17 protein-coding genes are annotated in these 14,836 nt (G+C 66.2%); 10 read left to right on the top strand and 7 right to left on the bottom strand.

The features are described 5' to 3' along the window. Positions 1–79: 79 nt before the first annotated feature. Positions 80–1,738, bottom strand: coding sequence for a Y-family DNA polymerase (locus AC1DVR_RS19335; protein WP_478002246.1), 1,659 nt, complete (start codon positions 1,736–1,738; stop codon positions 80–82). 200 nt (positions 1,739–1,938) lie between these two features. Here AC1DVR_RS19335 and AC1DVR_RS19330 point away from each other — a divergent pair, with 200 nt between their 5' ends. Then, positions 1,939–2,373 (top strand): c-type cytochrome, encoded by a 435-nt coding sequence (locus AC1DVR_RS19330; RefSeq protein ID WP_478002245.1) that lies wholly within the window; start codon positions 1,939–1,941, stop codon positions 2,371–2,373. Positions 2,374–2,433: 60 nt separating this feature from the next. Here the strand turns inward: AC1DVR_RS19330 and AC1DVR_RS19325 are convergent, their stop codons facing one another. Next, positions 2,434–2,727 carry an I78 family peptidase inhibitor gene (locus AC1DVR_RS19325; protein WP_478002244.1) on the bottom strand — a complete coding sequence of 98 codons (294 nt, stop codon included), beginning with the start codon at positions 2,725–2,727 and terminating at the stop codon, positions 2,434–2,436. A gap of 186 nt (positions 2,728–2,913) precedes the next feature. On the opposite strand from AC1DVR_RS19325, the gene AC1DVR_RS19320 reads away from it, so the two are divergent. The 4 genes from AC1DVR_RS19320 to AC1DVR_RS19305 all read left to right on the top strand — a co-directional run bounded on the left by AC1DVR_RS19320 (position 2,914) and on the right by AC1DVR_RS19305 (position 6,363). Next, the gene (locus AC1DVR_RS19320) at positions 2,914–4,050 is read left to right on the top strand and encodes an S-(hydroxymethyl)glutathione dehydrogenase/class III alcohol dehydrogenase (protein WP_478002243.1); all 1,137 of its coding nucleotides are present in this window, start codon (positions 2,914–2,916) and stop codon (positions 4,048–4,050) included. 274 nt (positions 4,051–4,324) lie between these two features. Continuing rightward, positions 4,325–4,891 (top strand): L,D-transpeptidase, encoded by a 567-nt coding sequence (locus AC1DVR_RS19315; RefSeq protein ID WP_478002242.1) that lies wholly within the window; start codon positions 4,325–4,327, stop codon positions 4,889–4,891. Between the two features lie 57 nt (positions 4,892–4,948). Further along, the gene (gene ybaK, locus AC1DVR_RS19310; protein ID WP_478002241.1) at positions 4,949–5,422 is read left to right on the top strand and encodes a Cys-tRNA(Pro) deacylase; all 474 of its coding nucleotides are present in this window, start codon (positions 4,949–4,951) and stop codon (positions 5,420–5,422) included. A gap of 185 nt (positions 5,423–5,607) precedes the next feature. Next, positions 5,608–6,363 (top strand): NYN domain-containing protein, encoded by a 756-nt coding sequence (locus AC1DVR_RS19305; protein WP_478002240.1) that lies wholly within the window; start codon positions 5,608–5,610, stop codon positions 6,361–6,363. A gap of 35 nt (positions 6,364–6,398) precedes the next feature. Here AC1DVR_RS19305 and AC1DVR_RS19300 read toward each other — a convergent pair whose 3' ends face one another. From AC1DVR_RS19300 to AC1DVR_RS19290, 3 genes are read right to left on the bottom strand one after another with little or no spacing between them, the layout of a single operon-like run. Beyond that, positions 6,399–6,887, bottom strand: coding sequence for a RidA family protein (locus AC1DVR_RS19300; RefSeq protein ID WP_478002239.1), 489 nt, complete (start codon positions 6,885–6,887; stop codon positions 6,399–6,401). A gap of 9 nt (positions 6,888–6,896) precedes the next feature. Continuing rightward, positions 6,897–7,601, bottom strand: coding sequence for a winged helix-turn-helix domain-containing protein (locus AC1DVR_RS19295; protein ID WP_478002238.1), 705 nt, complete (start codon positions 7,599–7,601; stop codon positions 6,897–6,899). Beyond that, positions 7,573–7,875, bottom strand: a complete 303-nt coding sequence (locus AC1DVR_RS19290; RefSeq protein ID WP_478002237.1) for a hypothetical protein — start codon at positions 7,873–7,875, stop codon at positions 7,573–7,575. Before AC1DVR_RS19290 ends, AC1DVR_RS19295 begins: the two co-directional genes overlap by 29 nt. Positions 7,876–8,044: 169 nt before the next feature. Between AC1DVR_RS19290 and AC1DVR_RS19285 the strand changes: the two genes are divergently transcribed. Next, entirely contained in the window at positions 8,045–8,677 is a 633-nt protein-coding gene (locus AC1DVR_RS19285; RefSeq protein ID WP_478002236.1) for a ribonuclease HII, read from the top strand. Between the two features lie 86 nt (positions 8,678–8,763). Continuing rightward, positions 8,764–9,900 (top strand): DNA methyltransferase, encoded by a 1,137-nt coding sequence (locus AC1DVR_RS19280; RefSeq protein ID WP_478002235.1) that lies wholly within the window; start codon positions 8,764–8,766, stop codon positions 9,898–9,900. 192 nt (positions 9,901–10,092) lie between these two features. Here AC1DVR_RS19280 and AC1DVR_RS19275 read toward each other — a convergent pair whose 3' ends face one another. Together AC1DVR_RS19275 and AC1DVR_RS19270 are read right to left on the bottom strand one after the other, a co-directional pair. After that, the gene (locus tag AC1DVR_RS19275) at positions 10,093–11,241 is read right to left on the bottom strand and encodes an alkane 1-monooxygenase (RefSeq protein WP_478002234.1); all 1,149 of its coding nucleotides are present in this window, start codon (positions 11,239–11,241) and stop codon (positions 10,093–10,095) included. 43 nt (positions 11,242–11,284) lie between these two features. Next, on the bottom strand, positions 11,285–12,325 hold the full coding sequence (locus AC1DVR_RS19270; protein ID WP_478002233.1) for an A/G-specific adenine glycosylase: 1,041 nt from the start codon (positions 12,323–12,325) through the stop codon (positions 11,285–11,287). Positions 12,326–12,435: 110 nt separating this feature from the next. On the opposite strand from AC1DVR_RS19270, the gene AC1DVR_RS19265 reads away from it, so the two are divergent. From AC1DVR_RS19265 to AC1DVR_RS19255, 3 genes are read left to right on the top strand one after another with little or no spacing between them, the layout of a single operon-like run. Further along, complete coding sequence (locus tag AC1DVR_RS19265; protein WP_478002232.1) at positions 12,436–12,981, top strand: DUF721 domain-containing protein; 546 nt, start codon at positions 12,436–12,438, stop codon at positions 12,979–12,981. Further along, entirely contained in the window at positions 12,978–13,685 is a 708-nt protein-coding gene (locus tag AC1DVR_RS19260; RefSeq protein WP_478002231.1) for a DsbA family protein, read from the top strand. Before AC1DVR_RS19265 ends, AC1DVR_RS19260 begins: the two co-directional genes overlap by 4 nt. Continuing rightward, entirely contained in the window at positions 13,686–14,795 is a 1,110-nt protein-coding gene (locus tag AC1DVR_RS19255) for a CaiB/BaiF CoA transferase family protein (protein ID WP_478002230.1), read from the top strand. Positions 14,796–14,836: the final 41 nt, after the last annotated feature.

Raw genomic sequence — 14,836 nt, 5'->3', positions numbered from 1 at the left:
GCAAGGGAAAGTGGTCTCGCCTTTGTGCTTTGCCCAAATACTCCCGCCGGAGGCTTCCACGGCCCAACCGGCGCAGGTGTCAGGCGAAAAGCCCCTGGCAGAACCAGCCGCCCGACATCTCCCCGCCATGGGCGTAAAACAGCCAGAGCCGCTCGCCGCCTTCCACCTCGACCCGCCAGTAGTCGCGCGGGCCGGAGCGCCAGTCGGGGTCGTCGAGCCACCATTCGGGGGTGATGCGTTCGGGGCCGGTGGCCATCCGCATCGCAAGGTCGCGGCGGCGCCAGCGGAAGCGGGCGGGCGGGGTCGGCTCCTGCGGGGCGGTGACCGCCTCGGGGCGGAACAGCGTCAGCGGGCGCGGGGCGCGGGGCAGGGGCCAGGGGGCGGGGTGCGGGGCGGACCAGGCGGCGGCCAGGGTTTGCGCGGCTTTTTCGGGGATATGGCTTTCGCCGGGGTGGAGGCGGGTGACCGCCTCGGTCCCCAGCCGCGCGCCGAGCTTGCCGATCAGATCGGCCAGCGCATGGTCGGCGGTCTGGCGCGCCGCCGCCGCTGCCGAGGCATCGCCATGGCCGCGGTGCTGGACGGCATGCAGCGGCTCGGTCTCCACCGCCTCCAGCCGCAGGCAGTCGATGCCGAAACCGGGGTCGATGCTGTCGAGCTTCAGCAGGATCAGCGGGCGGATCGCGTCGGGGCGGTCGGCGGGGCGGGCGAGGCCGATCTCCACCCGCTCCACCCGGCTGTCGCTGCGATACGCCTCCAGCCGGACGCGGCGGGCGCCCCGGGCACTGGCGCGCAGCTTCTCGCACAGGGGCTCCAGCAGGCGGTCGAGGCCGGCGGTGATATCCTCGGTCAGGCCGATCGGGTCGGGGAAGGTCAGGCGGGTGGCAAAATGCAGGGGGGCGCGGGCCGGGGCCACGGGTTCGGGTTCCATCCCCAGGGCCTGGTCCAGACGGCGCATCGTGTCGGCCCCGAAGCGCCGGGCGAGGCCGGCGCGCGGCAGGTCCAGGAGGTCGCGCACCCGGTGCAGGCCCAGACGGTTCAACCCCTCGACCGTCTCGGCCGACAGGCGCAGCGCCGGCAGCGGCAGCTCGGCGAGGGCCTGGCGCGTCTGGCCCGGCGGGGCGATCACGCCTTGCTGCAGGGGGATTGCGGGATCGGCCGGGGCATCGCCGCCGCGCTCCCACCCCCGGCGTTTGACGGCGCGCGACCGGGTGGCCCGCGCCTCCTGGTCGATCGCATCGCCGTTGCGCAGGGGCCGCGCCCGCCGCCCGGCATAGCGCGCGAGCGCCCAGGCCGCCCCCCGCGTATCGGCAATGCCGGCGCGCAGGGTCAGGCCCAGATCGGTGCAATCCTCCTCGATCTGCGCCAGCAGGGCCGCCTCGCCGCCGAAGAGATGCGCACAGCCGGTCAGGTCGATGACCAGCGCCGCCGGAGGCTCCTCGGCCACCCAGGGGCTGAACTTGCCGGCCCAACGGCGCAGCACGGTCAGGAAGGCCGCCTCGGCCAAAGGGTCCGCCGCCCGGGTCAGGAGCTGCGGGCACATGGCCGTTGCATCGCGCAAAGGCTGGCCCCGGCGCAGGCCCGCCGCCTCGGCTTCGGCGTTGAGCGAGGTCAGAACCTGCGCGCCGTTCTCGTCACCCACCATGGCAAAGGGCAAGGGCAAGGCATCCCGCCGCAGGCGCAACGCGCGTTCGGCGGCCAGGCGGGGAAACCAGAGCGAGAGGATTCGGCGGTTCGGCATGGGTGTATGTTCGCATATTGTTCGCGCCTCTCCAAGCCCGCGCCGCCCTGGTTCCGATCGGGTCTGGCGCAGACCGCGGGTGCGCGGCGGAGTTTTTGAATGACAATCGCGTGAAAAGTCACTTTTCAGACCAAAGTCCGTATCTCTTCGCCACAAAGCCCGGTCATAGTGGCCGGATCATTCCTGACGGGAGCCCCAAAATGAAATTCACCTCGAAGATTCTTGTACTTGGCCTGCTCATGGCCGGCGGTGTCGCTTTGGCTGAAGGTGCCACTGATCCTGACGTGAAGGCACGTCAGGAGGTGATGGACGCCAATGGCGCCGCGGCCAAGACCCTGGGCGGTATGGCCAGCGGCAAGATCGCCTTCGACGCGGCCGCCGCGCAGGCCGCCAAGGAATCGCTGATCGCCGATGCCAAGAAGATTCCGGAGGTGTTCAAGAACCAGGCCACCGATCCCGCCTCGAAGGCCAAGCCGGATATCTGGACCAGCTGGACCGATTTCACCGCCAAGGCCGAGGATCTGGGCAAGGCCGCCGAAGCGATGGACGCGTCGAGCCTTGACGGCGTGAAGGCCGGGATGGGGGCCGTCGGCGGCACCTGCAAGGCCTGCCACACGGCCTACAAAGCCTCGTAAGGCGAAAGACAGCAAAAAGGCCCCGGATCGCTCCGGGGCCTTTTTGCGTTGTGGGGGGCTTCAGCCGCAGGACAGCGACAGGATCCGCCCCGATCCATCCACCCGCGCATTCAGCCGCGTGGCGGAGTAATCCATCGTCACCATCATGCCGGGCCGGATGACGCGCAGGGTGCTGTAGGCGCCGCGTTGCGGCAGGACCGAGACCGGCTCGCCCACCAGGGTCTGCAGCGCATCGCCGCCGCAGGTGGCGAGGCTGGCCAAGGGGCCGGGCTCGGGGTTTGGCAGGGAGCCGGGCGCGGGCTCGCAAGCCGCAAGCGTCAGGCACAGGACGGGCAGCAGGATCAGGGGGCGCATGGCAATCTCCAACCATCAGGGGTTTCGTCAGGGGTATCGTCGGGACCAATCTGGCAGGGTGGTGGCGCCCCGTCCATAAACCCAGGACCCATGGGCGGAAAACCCGCATGACCTGCCGCGAACGGCGTTGCAATTTATGCCGCTCTGCCTCAGCTTGCGCCCCGAACCATTGAGAAAGGATCCCCCATGCGCACCCGTGCCGCCGTAGCCCTTGCCCCCGGCCAGCCCCTGCAGGTCATGGAGGTGAACCTTGCCGACCCCAAGGAGGGCGAGGTTCTGGTCGAGATCAAGGCCACCGGCATCTGCCACACCGACGAATTCACCCTCTCGGGCGCCGACCCGGAGGGCCTGTTCCCCGCCATCCTCGGCCACGAGGGTGCGGGCGTCGTCATCGCCGTCGGCCCGGGGGTGAAGTCGCTGAAACCCGGCGATCACGTCATCCCGCTTTACACCCCCGAATGCCGCGAGTGCCCCTCGTGCCTGTCGCGCAAGACCAACCTCTGCACCGCGATCCGCGCGACGCAAGGCCAGGGCCTGATGCCCGACGGCACCACCCGCTTCTCGATGCTTGATGGCACGCCGATCTACCACTACATGGGCTGCTCGACCTTCGCCAACCACACGGTGATGCCGGAGATTGCGCTGGCCAAAGTCCGCGAGGACGCGCCCTTTGACAAGATCTGCTACATCGGTTGTGGTGTCACCACCGGGGTCGGCGCGGTCCTCAACACCGCCAATGTCGAGGCGGGGGCCACGGCGGTGGTCTTCGGTCTCGGCGGCATCGGCCTCAACGTGATCCAGGGCCTGCGGATGGCCGGGGCCGACAAGATCATCGGCGTCGATCTGAACGACGACAAGGAGGAATGGGGCCGCCGCTTTGGCATGACCCATTTCGTCAATCCCAAGAAACTGCCCGAGGGCACCTCGGTCGTGCAGGCCATCGTCGACCTGACCAAGACCCCCTTCGACAAGATCGGCGGGGCGGATTACTCGTTTGACTGCACCGGCAATGTGAAGGTGATGCGCGACGCCTTGGAATGCACCCACCGCGGCTGGGGCCAGTCGATCATCATCGGCGTCGCCCCCGCCGGTGCCGTGATCGAGACGCGGCCCTTCCAGCTGGTCACCGGCCGGGTCTGGAAAGGCACCGCTTTCGGCGGCGCCCGTGGCCGGACCGATGTGCCGAAGATCGTCGACTGGTATATGGACGGCAAGATCGAGATCGACCCGATGATCACCCATATCCTGTCGCTCGATGACATCAACAAGGGCTTCGACCTGATGCATGAAGGCAAGAGCATCCGGGCCGTCGTGGTCTACTGACCTGCAAGAAAAGCCGGGGTTTGCACGCGTGCAAGCCCCGGCATCTCTTTGATTTTGAATGGTTTGTCGATTTTTGTTAGGGTTTCGTTAACCCGCGTTTCACGCCCGCGCGGTGGACAGCCGCCTCGGCCAAGCGGGGTGCGCCAGCCCAAAGCCATTTGCTGAACTGGGGCCTGCGCCGCCGATCTTCAAGCCCCGGATATCCCATAATATTGTGATTTGCAGGGCCGCTCCATCCGGGGTCTTTTAGACTCGGATTTTTCTGGAGTGACCAATGACCGCACACAACCTGCACCGCCGCCGTATTTTGACCGGACTGGGGGCTGTTCTGGCCACCAGCCTTGCCGCCCCGGCGCTGATGCAGGCGAAAGCCGATGTGCGGGCCAATATCTCCTCCTTCCGGACGCTGGAGTGGCAAGACCATTTCCCGAGCCTGCAGCATGGGGTGATCCTGGCCGACATGACCTCGCGCGCGGTGCATTACTGGGGCGAGGATGGGGTGACCTACAAGCTTTACCCCTGCTCGGTGCCCCTTTCCGAAGATCTGACCCGGCGCGGCATGACGGAAGTGGTGGAAAAGGTGGTGGGCCCGACCTGGCGGCCGACCAAGGACATGCTGCGCCGCGACCCGACCCTGCCGGAGGTGGTGGGGCCGGGGCCGGGCAACCCCTTGGGCACCCATGCGCTCTACCTGTCCTGGCCGGCCTATCGGGTGCACGGCACGCATGACACGCGCAAGATCGGGCGCCAGGCCTCCTCGGGCTGCATCGGGCTTTACAACGAACATATCCAGGAACTGTTCGGCATGGCCAAGGTCGGAACCCAGGTCAAGCTGATCTGACCTTGCAGAGCCGCGCCCGGCGCGCCAGTCTGCGGCAAATGGATCTGCGAGACGGCAATGGCTGCGACACAAGGACTGAAAGCGCTGGAACTGGCCGGGGTGGCGGTGACGCTGCACCCCTATGCCTATGACCCCAATGCCGAGGCGGTCGGGCTGGCGGCGGCCGAGGCTTTGGGCCTCGACCCGGGCCTGACGCTGAAAACCCTGATGGTCGAGGTCGATGGCAAGCCCTGCTGCTGCGTCATTCCCTCGGACCACCAGCTGTCGATGAAGAAGGTGGCCTCGGCCTTCGGCGGCAAGGCGGCCGCGATGATGCCCCCGCCCAAGGCGGAAAAGCTGACCGGCTACAAGGTCGGCGGCATCTCTCCCTTCGGACAGAAGCGCGCGGTGCCGACCGCGATCGAAGCCTCGGTGACCGAAGCGCCGAGGGTCTGGATCAACGCCGGCCAGCGCGGCCTCCTCCTGGGCATCGCCCCGCAAGAGGCGCTGACGGTGCTGCAGGCCAAGGCGGCCCCGCTCATCGCCGGTTAGATGGGCACATTGCCCATCCTACATATCCCCGCCCGTCCTGCCCCATTTGCGCTTTGCCCAAATACTCCCGCCGGAGGCGCAGGCCGGCCCAAGGCGCCCCCCTGTCCGGTAGGATGGGCAATATGCCCATCTTCCCTTTCCCCCGGGGCCACTTTCAGGCATCAAGGCCAAAACCGGAGAGCCCCATGAGCGATTTTTCCCCCATCGCGGGCCGTGCCCCGCGTCTGGCCGTGCTGATCGACGCCGATAACGTCACGGCGCGCAATGCGAGCGCCATCCTGGACGAGATCGCGAGCTTTGGCGAACCCTCGGTCCGCAGGGTCTATGGCGACTGGTCGTCACAGGCCCTGACCCAGTGGAAGGAACAGGCCCGCGATCTGGGGCTCGTCATGCATCAGCAATCGGCCAACACCAAGGGCAAGAACGCCTCCGACATCGGCCTGGTCATCGACGCGATGGATATCCTGCATGCCGGCAAGGTCGATGGCTTTGTCCTCGTCTCCTCCGACAGCGATTTCACCCGGCTCGCCAGCCGCATCCGTGAGGATGGCTTGCAGGTCATCGGCATCGGCGAGGCCAAGACGCCCGAGAGCCTGCGCAAGGTTTGCAACCGGTTTGTGCTGATCGAGAATATCGTCAGCGGCGCGGAGCCCGCGCCGCAGCCGAACCGCGCGGGCCGGTCGGAGCCTGCAGCCGAGCCGAACCCGACCAAGGAGGCGCCGGTCAAGGCGATCCCCTTCATCCTCGATGCGATGAAGAAGATCGACCCGGATCAGGACGATTACTCGCTGGGGCATCTCGGGCAGGCGATCACCCAGCTGCACCCGGATTTCGACCCGCGCACCTATGGCTCCTCGCGCCTGTCGGACCTGTTGCGCAAGATCAGCCGGTTCGAGGTTTTCTCGGTCGGCTCGGCCTTGAAGGTGCGCGACAAGGCTTGATTGGGGCGTGATCGGGGCCTGACGGCGCGAGGGCGTCATGCGCCCTCGTGCAGTTCCACCGTGGCCCAGGTCTCGAAACAGACGCCACCCGCCAGCGCCATGACGCCGATCGTGGCGCGGCCGCCGAGGCCCACCTCGCGGCCAAAGACCTCCACCAGGAGGTCCGAGAGGCCGGAGGAGACCTTGTGGACCTCCTCATACTCCGGCGTGCAGACCACGAAGTTCAGGGTGCGGACGATGCTTTTGACCCGGTCGAGCGACCCCACCGCCTGTTTGATGCCGCCCAGCACGTTGAGCCCGGTCTGGCGTGCCGCGGCATAGCCCTCATCGGTGGTGAGGTTCTGGCCCAGTCGGCCCTTGTGGGTGATCGCGGTCCCGATCTGCGCCACATGGCCGGACAGGAACAGCAGGCTGCCTATCCGGTGATAGGGTTTCATCGTGCCGTAATCGGCGCCGTAATAGCCGATCCGGTCGAAATCGGGGATATCGAGGCCCATGTGGTGGGCCAGAAGCTCGGGGGTCATCGCCTCTCCTCAGATCATCTTGATCACGTCTTTGCCCACGGCCAGCACATAGCCGCGCCGCGCCACGGTTTTCACCAGAAGCTCTGACACCAGCTGGTTGCCCAGGGTGTCGCGCAGGCGCTTGATGCGGGTGGCGCCGGCGGCCTCGTCGCAGTCTGCCTCGTTGCGGCCCGAGATCACCGCTTCGATCTGGGCGCCGGTCAGCACCTCGTCATCGAGCCGCGCCTCGGCCAGGACGGCCATGGTCTCCAGCGCGGCCTCGGTCAGATGAAATTCCAGATCGTTGATATAAACCGCCCGTGCCTCGCGGCTGATCGTCATGGTGGCGACCTGGATGCCGGATTTCTGGATCGCCGAGATGCGGCGGTTGAGGTTGATGATGGTGACCAGAAACACCAGCGTCGCGATCAGCAGCGCGGTGGAAAAGGCCAGGAGCACGAAGATGACGAAGCGGTAGCTTTTCAGCACCTCGGCAAAGCTGGTGCCCGACTGGGCCAGGATCTCCAACAGCTTGATCTCGGCGCCCGAGGTCAGGTCGTTGTTGTCGACAAACAGCTGTTCAACCTGCCGGTTGAAGGCATCGGCATCCGGCAGGCTGACGAAGAGAAACACCGCCGCCGCCAGAAGGATCAGAACAATCGCCGCAATTCCGAAGGCCACGACGCGGTTGCCCGCGCGCAGGCTGTCAGTAACGGAGGAAGAAGTCTCCGGCACTCGCTTTCCTTTCCTGCAGGCCCTCGGGGCCGAAACTCGACAGTATCTTCAGCAAGGTCCAGCCATCGGCGGCCAGACGCGGCGCCAGTTCGGCATGCGCCTCCTTCGGCTTGCCGCAGGCCGCGTCGCTGACCTGGCTGACGCCATAGGCCAGTCGCAGGGGATTGTCCTGCTTGGCCTTGTAATCCACATAGCATTCCGCACTTGCCGGCAAGGCAAGACAGAGGGTCACAACGACCGCGATCAGGATGCGAGTCGGATCAAATCTGCTCATTGGCGTTCTCCGCTTCTTTGGGTCACCTTGTCCGCAAGCGCGCTGCTATACAATATCAGCCGTGTGACATGGCCTTTCCAGCAGCTTTTTCAGCCCCGAAAGGCCGGGGGTGGGCCGGTCTGGTGCGCAACCTCTTTCGCCGGGGGCGGATTTGGGGTTTTGCTGGGGCATGATCCTGCCTGATTACACTTTCGAATCTGCGGCCCGGCTGCGCGGCCTGGCCCGGGTCTGCGGCATCGACGAGGTGGGCCGCGGCCCGCTGGCCGGGCCGGTCACCGCCGCCGCCGTCGTGCTGGACCCCGCCCGCATCCCCGAGGGGCTGCGCGACAGCAAGACGCTCAGCCTTGCCCGGCGCGAGGCGCTGGCGGCGGAACTGGCCGAAGTGGCCGAGGTCTCCATCGCCCATGCCACGGTGGAGGAGATCGACGCGATCAACATCCTGCAGGCCAGCCTTCTGGCGATGGAGCGCGCGGTGGCGGGGCTGCGCCTTTCCCCCGACCATTGCCTGATCGACGGCAACAAGATTCCGCGCGGATTGCAGGGTCGGGCCGAGGCGATCGTGAAGGGCGACGCGCGTTCGCTGTCGATTGCGGCGGCCTCGATCGTGGCCAAAGTGGCGCGCGACCGGATCATGGTGGATTTGGCGCAACAGCACCCCGGATATGGCTGGGAAACCAATGCGGGATACCCTTCTCCGGCCCATAAACAGGCGCTTCTAGATTTGGGGGTCACCCCTTGGCATAGGCGTTCGTTCAAGCCCGTCCACAACATCTTGTATCAAGATAAATCTCTAAGTGCTTGATTCAAAAAGGGTTTGACGGCGAATCGCCGATGACTCACACTGCCATCAACTAGCGGTGATCAACGCCGCAGGAATTGAGGGCAGACATGGCGACCAAGACGAAACCACCGGAAACGGCGGTGCTTCCGCGCAACCAGATTTTGGCGGGCGACTGCATCGAGCTGATGCGCGCACTTCCGGCCGGGTCGATTGACCTGATTTTTGCCGATCCGCCCTATAACCTGCAGTTGAAGGGCGATCTGCATCGCCCGGACAACTCGCTGGTCGATGCGGTGGACGACCACTGGGACCAGTTTTCCAGCTTTGCGAGCTATGACAGCTTCACCCGCGACTGGCTGGCCGCCGCGCGCCGGTTGCTCAAGCCGAATGGCGCGATCTGGGTGATCGGGTCCTATCACAACATCTTCCGCGTCGGCGCCGAGTTGCAGAACCAGGGCTTCTGGATGCTGAACGATGTGGTCTGGCGCAAGTCGAACCCGATGCCGAACTTCCGTGGCAAGCGCCTGACCAATGCGCATGAGACGCTGATCTGGGCCGGCCGCGACGAGGCCAGCAAATACACCTTCAACTACGAGGCGCTGAAGGCCTTGAATGACGGCGTGCAGATGCGCTCGGACTGGGTGCTGCCGATCTGCACCGGGCATGAGCGGCTGAAGGACGAAAACGGCGACAAGGCGCATCCGACGCAGAAGCCGGAAAGCCTGTTGCACCGGATCATCGTGGCGACCACCAATCCGGGCGATGTGATCCTTGACCCGTTCTTCGGCACCGGCACCACGGGTGCTGTGGCCAAGATGCTCGGCCGCGATTTCATCGGGCTGGAGCGGGAGGAAGCCTACCGCAAGGCCGCGCAAGACCGGATCGACCGCGTGCGCCGTCTGGACGCTTCCTCGCTTGAAACCACAGGATCGAAACGCGCCGAGCCGCGCGTGCCCTTCGGCCAGGTCGTCGAACGCGGCATGCTGCGCCCGGGGGAAGAGCTGTTCTCGGTAGGCTCGCGCCATATCGCCAAGGTGCGCCCGGATGGCACGCTGGTCGGCAATGACGTGAAAGGTTCGATCCACCAGGTCGGCGCCCATCTGGAAGGCGCGCCCTCCTGCAACGGCTGGACCTATTGGCACTTCAAGCGCGACGGCAAGATGATCCCGATCGACATCCTGCGCCAGCAGATCCGCGCCGAGATGGAAGCCGACGCCCAGCCCGAAGGTGCCCGCAAGCACTGACGCTTCCGGTTAGATGGGCAAATTGCCCATCCTACACTCCCCATCAGCATTCAAACGCCTGCTCTGCGGACCGCCCGCGGAGCCACTTCCCCGCCATGCCCTGCGCGTGGCGGGGCTTTTCCTTGGCCATTCATTCAGATCCAAATATCCCCGCCGGAGGCTTCGACCTTTCGGCCTGCGCGCCTTCTGGCCTCAGGGTGCGCCCTTCGGCATCGGGGTTGTGCCGGATGTATAGGGCGTCCAATCCTCGATATCGGGGTAGAACTGCTTGCGCCAGGCGCGGACGCGGCGGTTCATCACCCGGCGCCAGTATTTCGGGGCGAGGGCCAGCCCGGCCATGACCGGATAACCAAAGGGCAGCTGCGGCGCCTCGGCCTCGGCATGGGTTTGCAAGAGGGGGAAGCGGCGGTCGGGTTTATAGTGGTGGTCGGAATGGCGCTGCAGGTTGATCAGCAGCCAGTTCGAGGCCTTGTGGCTGGCGTTCCACGAATGGCGCGGCAGGACGTGTTCGTATTTCCCCTCGCCCAGATAGCGCCGGGTCAGGCCATAGTGTTCGACGTAATTGGTCAGCTCCAGCTGCCAGACCGCGATGAAGGCCTGAAAGAGGAACAGGATCAGCCCCTGCCAGCCGCCAAGGCCAAGGGCCAGCGCCAGCATCAGCGACTGCAGCAGGGCATAGCGCAGGAAGGGGTTGCTGGCGGAGAGCGGTGGCTTGCCGCGCCGTTTCAGCATCGCGGCCTCGGCCTTCCAGGCGGAGAGGGGGCATTCGCGCAGGACGCGGAAGAAATAGTGATGAAACCCCTCGCCATAGCGCGCCGTCACCGGGTCGCGCGGTGTGCCGACGTAGAGGTGGTGCACCTTCAGATGCTCGGACCGGAAATGGCTGTAGAGCACCGAGGCGAGGAGGAGGTCGGCCAGCCAGCGCTCCAGCCGGTCGGATTGGTGCATCAGTTCATGGGCATAGACGATGCCGATGGTGCCCGACATCACCCCTTGGCCGAAGAAGATCGCCAGCTTCTCGGCCCAGTTCAGGTTGCCCGCCTGCGGCACATACCAGAGGAGGAGCAGCAGCATCAGGAATTGCACCGGGAACCAGATGAGGGTGATCAGGCGATACCAGAAGAGATCCTCCTCCGGCGTTTCGGGGTCGGCGTTGGCTTCGTTGCGGCCGAGGATCGCGTCGAGCAGGGTGTAAAGGCCCCAAGTGTAAAGCGGCATCAGGAAGACCGTCCAGCCGCCATGGGCCACGGCGATCAGCGCCAGGGGCACGGTGCCCAGCGACAGGAAGAAGGGCAGGGCGCTTTCCAGTTTGCGGAACTTGTCGGCGGCGATCAGGGCCATGGCAACCTCGGTTTTCCTCAATCTAGCCTTCGGGGCGGCAGGCTCAACCGCCGTCTTTCCCCGGCAGGGCGGCGTCATGCGCCTTGCGCATCAGACTGGGCAGGTCTTGCGGCGAAAATGCGTTGGCACCAAGGAATTCGCCGCGTGAGGCTTCGGTTTCCTGCGGCAGATCGGCGCGCAGGACGGTGAGTTCCAGATGGAAATGGGTGAAAGTGTGCTGAACCACACCCGCCGGAAGCCAATCGCCGGGGGCGGGAGCGCCGGCTTCTGACCCATCCCAGCCGGTGCCGGGAAAGCCGAGCGTGCCGCCGAGCAGGCCACGCCCTTCGCGCCGCTCCAGGAGGATGGCGCCATCGGCGCGGCGGCCGACCCAGACGGTGCCCTGCCGCGTGGGCTTGGCGGCCTTGGGCATCTTGCGCGGCAGGTCGGCGGCGATGCCAAGGGCGCGCGCCTGACAGCCCGCCATCCAGGGGCAGATGCCGCAGGCGGGCGAGCGCGGGGTGCAGATCGTCGCGCCAAGGTCCATCACGGCCTGGGCATAGTCCCCGGCACGCAGGGCGGGGGTCATCTTCGCCGCGGCCGCGACCAGAAGGGGCTTGGCGGCGGGGAGCGGCGTTTCAATCGCAAAGACCCGGGCCATGACGCGTTCGACATTGCCGTCCACCACCACCTCGGGCTGGCCATGGGCAATCGCCGCCACCGCCGCCGCCGTATAGGGCCCGACCCCGGGCAAGGCGCGCAAGGCGGCGAGGTCGGAGGGGAAGACCCCGCCGTGCCGTTCGACCACGGCCCGCGCACAGGCGAGCAGGTTGCGGGCGCGGGCGTAGTAGCCAAGCCCGGCCCATTCGGCCATGACCGCGCCATCCTCGGCGGCGGCGAGGGCCTTCACATCGGGCCAGAGCGTGGTGAAGCGGGCGTAATAGGCTTTGACGGCCGCAACGGTGGTTTGCTGCAACATGACTTCCGACAGCCAGACCCGGTAGGGATCGGCCACCACCCCCGCCGCCTGCGCCGCGGGCCGCACCCGCCAGGGCAGATCGCGGCCATGGGCATCGTACCAGGCCAGCAGATCCGCCGCGCTCACCTTTCCGCTCACCTCCTCGTCACGCAATCTTTATCCCCGCGTTTAACGCAATATGCTGGCAGCCACCCCGCCCCAAGGCTTAGATGGATGCAAGAGCAAAGCAGGACCAGATGGCCCGAAAGACGACCCAGACGCCGGATGCGACCCCGACCCGCCGGATGCGCGGGTTCGAGCCGGCTGCGCAGCTCTTGACGCAGCGCATCCGGGCGGCGGGCGAATCGCGGGGTTTTGCCGTCGCCCGTCTGCTGACCCATTGGGACGAGATCGCCGGGCCCGAGATGGCCAGGGCGACCCGCCCGGTCAAGGTGCAATATGGCCGCGAGGGGATCGGGGCGACGCTGACGCTCCTCGTCTCCTCCGCCCAGGCGCCGATGGTGCAGATGAGCCTGCCGCGCCTGATCGAGCGGGTGAATGCGGCTTATGGCTATGCCGCCATCTCGCGCATCACGCTGACCCAGACCGCCGCCACCGGCTTTGCCGAAGGGCAGACGCCGTTCAGCGCCGCCCCCGCCGTCAAGGCCGCCGATCCGGCCCTGACCGAAAAGGCCGCCACCCTGGCCAAACCGATTCACGACGAAACCCTGCGCAGCGCGCTTGAAACGCTGGGGCAGAATATTTTAACTCGCCGCACATCCACGGAAGGCCAAAAACGATGATCCTGACCCGCCGCAGCCTGCTGACCCTGACCTCCTGCGTGGCGGCCCTTGCCGCGACCGGCGCCTGGGCCGATACGACCGCGCCCGCCACGACCACGCCCGCCACGCCCGAACCGGCCACTCCTGCGCCGGCAACCCCGGCACCGGCCGCCGATGCCGCAGCGCCCGCCATTCAGGACTATGGCATTGGCGATGTGAACGCCAAGGTGAAGATCGCGGAATACCTCTCCTTCACCTGCCCGCATTGCGAGCATTTCCATGCCGAGGTCTATCCCAAGCTGAAGGCCGACTATATCGACACCGGCAAGGTCCGGCTCGACTATCACGAGGTCTATTTCGACCAGTATGGCCTGCTGGGCGCCATGGTCGCGCGCTGCGGCGGCGAGATGCGCTATATCGGCATCGTCGACATGCTGTATGACAAGCAGCGCGACTGGGCTGCGACCTCGGACGTGACCGAGGCGGTGACGGCGCTGAAGACGATCGCCCGCACCGCCGGGATGGATGACGCGACGGTCGATGCCTGCCTGCATGACCAGAAGATGGCCGAGGCTTTGGTGGCGCATTACCAGTCCAGCGTGGCGACAGCTTTCCCGAACGACAGCTTCCAGGGCACGCCGTCTTTCATCATCAACGGCACGACCCATGCCAACATGTCCTACGAGGATCTCAAGAAGATCATCGACGCCGAGCTTGCGAAGTAAATGACTCCGCTTGATGGTGTGAAGGTCGTCGAACTGGCGCGGATTCTGGCTGGCCCCTGGGCGGGCCAGACCCTGGCCGATCTGGGGGCCGAGGTGATCAAGGTCGAGGCGCCGGAGGGGGATGACACCCGCCGCTGGGGCCCGCCCTTCATCACGCAGGGCGAGGATGTCTCGGCGGCCTATTTCTACGCCACCAACCGGGGCAAATCCTCGGTCACCTGCGATTTTCGCACGGCGGAAGGCCAAGCCATGGTTCGCGCGATGGTGGCAGATGCCGATGTGCTGATCGAGAATTTCAAGGTGGGCGGGCTCGCGAAATACGGGCTCGACTATGAAAGCCTGCGAAAGGTCAACCCGAAGCTGATCTATTGCTCGATCACCGGCTTCGGCCAGACCGGGCCCTATGCCCATCGCGCCGGCTATGATTTCATCATCCAGGGCATGGCGGGGCTGATGTCGGTGACCGGCGAGCCGGAGGGCCAGCCGCAAAAGGTCGGCGTCGCGGTGACCGATGTCTTCACCGGGGTCTATGCCGCCACGGCGATCCTCGCGGCGCTGGTGCAGCGCGGCCGCACGGGTGAGGGCCAGCATATCGACATGGCGCTGATGGATGTGGCGACCTCGATCATGGCCAATCAGGCGATGAACTACCTGGCCACCGGCACGGCGCCGCAGAAGATGGGCAATGCCCACCCCAACCTCGCGCCCTATGCGGTTTTCGACTGCGCCGATGGCTGGATCATCCTCGCCACCGGCAACGACGGCCAGTACCGCAGGCTCTGCACCCTCCTCGGCCTGCCGGAGATGGCCGAAGCGCCGGAGTTCGCCACCAACGCCATGCGCATCGCCAACCGGGAGGAGATGACCCGCCGCCTGACCGAAGCCACGCTGCGTTTCAGGAAGACCGACCTCTTGGCGGCCTGTGAGGCCGAGGGCGTGCCCGCCGGCCCGATCAACAGCCTGGACGAGGTTTTTGCCGACCCGCAGGTCGTGGCCCGCGGCATGCAGATCAGACCAGATGGAATCCCCGGCGTGCGCAGCCCGATGACCTTTTCGGGCGCCAGCCTTGCTTTGGACCATACCGCGCCGAAACTGGGGCAGCACGACTAGGCGGGGCCCCCCTTTCATTGGTCCATAAATATCCCGGGGGT

This window comes from Rhodobacter sp. P2_H5 (assembly GCF_056403335.1).
The sequence above is the reverse complement of the archived record's forward strand: the minus strand, read 5'-3'. Positions and strand labels throughout refer to the sequence as shown.

Coding starts and splice junctions, on each gene's coding strand:
- AC1DVR_RS19335 (WP_478002246.1), bottom strand. CDS start 1,738: ATGCCGAACCGCCGAATCCTCTCGCTCTGGTTTCCCCGCCTGGCCGCC.
- AC1DVR_RS19330 (WP_478002245.1), top strand. CDS start 1,939: ATGAAATTCACCTCGAAGATTCTTGTACTTGGCCTGCTCATGGCCGGC.
- AC1DVR_RS19325 (WP_478002244.1), bottom strand. CDS start 2,727: ATGCGCCCCCTGATCCTGCTGCCCGTCCTGTGCCTGACGCTTGCGGCT.
- AC1DVR_RS19320 (WP_478002243.1), top strand. CDS start 2,914: ATGCGCACCCGTGCCGCCGTAGCCCTTGCCCCCGGCCAGCCCCTGCAG.
- AC1DVR_RS19315 (WP_478002242.1), top strand. CDS start 4,325: ATGACCGCACACAACCTGCACCGCCGCCGTATTTTGACCGGACTGGGG.
- ybaK (WP_478002241.1), top strand. CDS start 4,949: ATGGCTGCGACACAAGGACTGAAAGCGCTGGAACTGGCCGGGGTGGCG.
- AC1DVR_RS19305 (WP_478002240.1), top strand. CDS start 5,608: ATGAGCGATTTTTCCCCCATCGCGGGCCGTGCCCCGCGTCTGGCCGTG.
- AC1DVR_RS19300 (WP_478002239.1), bottom strand. CDS start 6,887: ATGACCCCCGAGCTTCTGGCCCACCACATGGGCCTCGATATCCCCGAT.
- AC1DVR_RS19290 (WP_478002237.1), bottom strand. CDS start 7,875: ATGAGCAGATTTGATCCGACTCGCATCCTGATCGCGGTCGTTGTGACC.
- AC1DVR_RS19285 (WP_478002236.1), top strand. CDS start 8,045: ATGATCCTGCCTGATTACACTTTCGAATCTGCGGCCCGGCTGCGCGGC.
- AC1DVR_RS19280 (WP_478002235.1), top strand. CDS start 8,764: ATGGCGACCAAGACGAAACCACCGGAAACGGCGGTGCTTCCGCGCAAC.
- AC1DVR_RS19275 (WP_478002234.1), bottom strand. CDS start 11,241: ATGGCCCTGATCGCCGCCGACAAGTTCCGCAAACTGGAAAGCGCCCTG.
- AC1DVR_RS19265 (WP_478002232.1), top strand. CDS start 12,436: ATGGCCCGAAAGACGACCCAGACGCCGGATGCGACCCCGACCCGCCGG.
- AC1DVR_RS19260 (WP_478002231.1), top strand. CDS start 12,978: ATGATCCTGACCCGCCGCAGCCTGCTGACCCTGACCTCCTGCGTGGCG.
- AC1DVR_RS19255 (WP_478002230.1), top strand. CDS start 13,686: ATGACTCCGCTTGATGGTGTGAAGGTCGTCGAACTGGCGCGGATTCTG.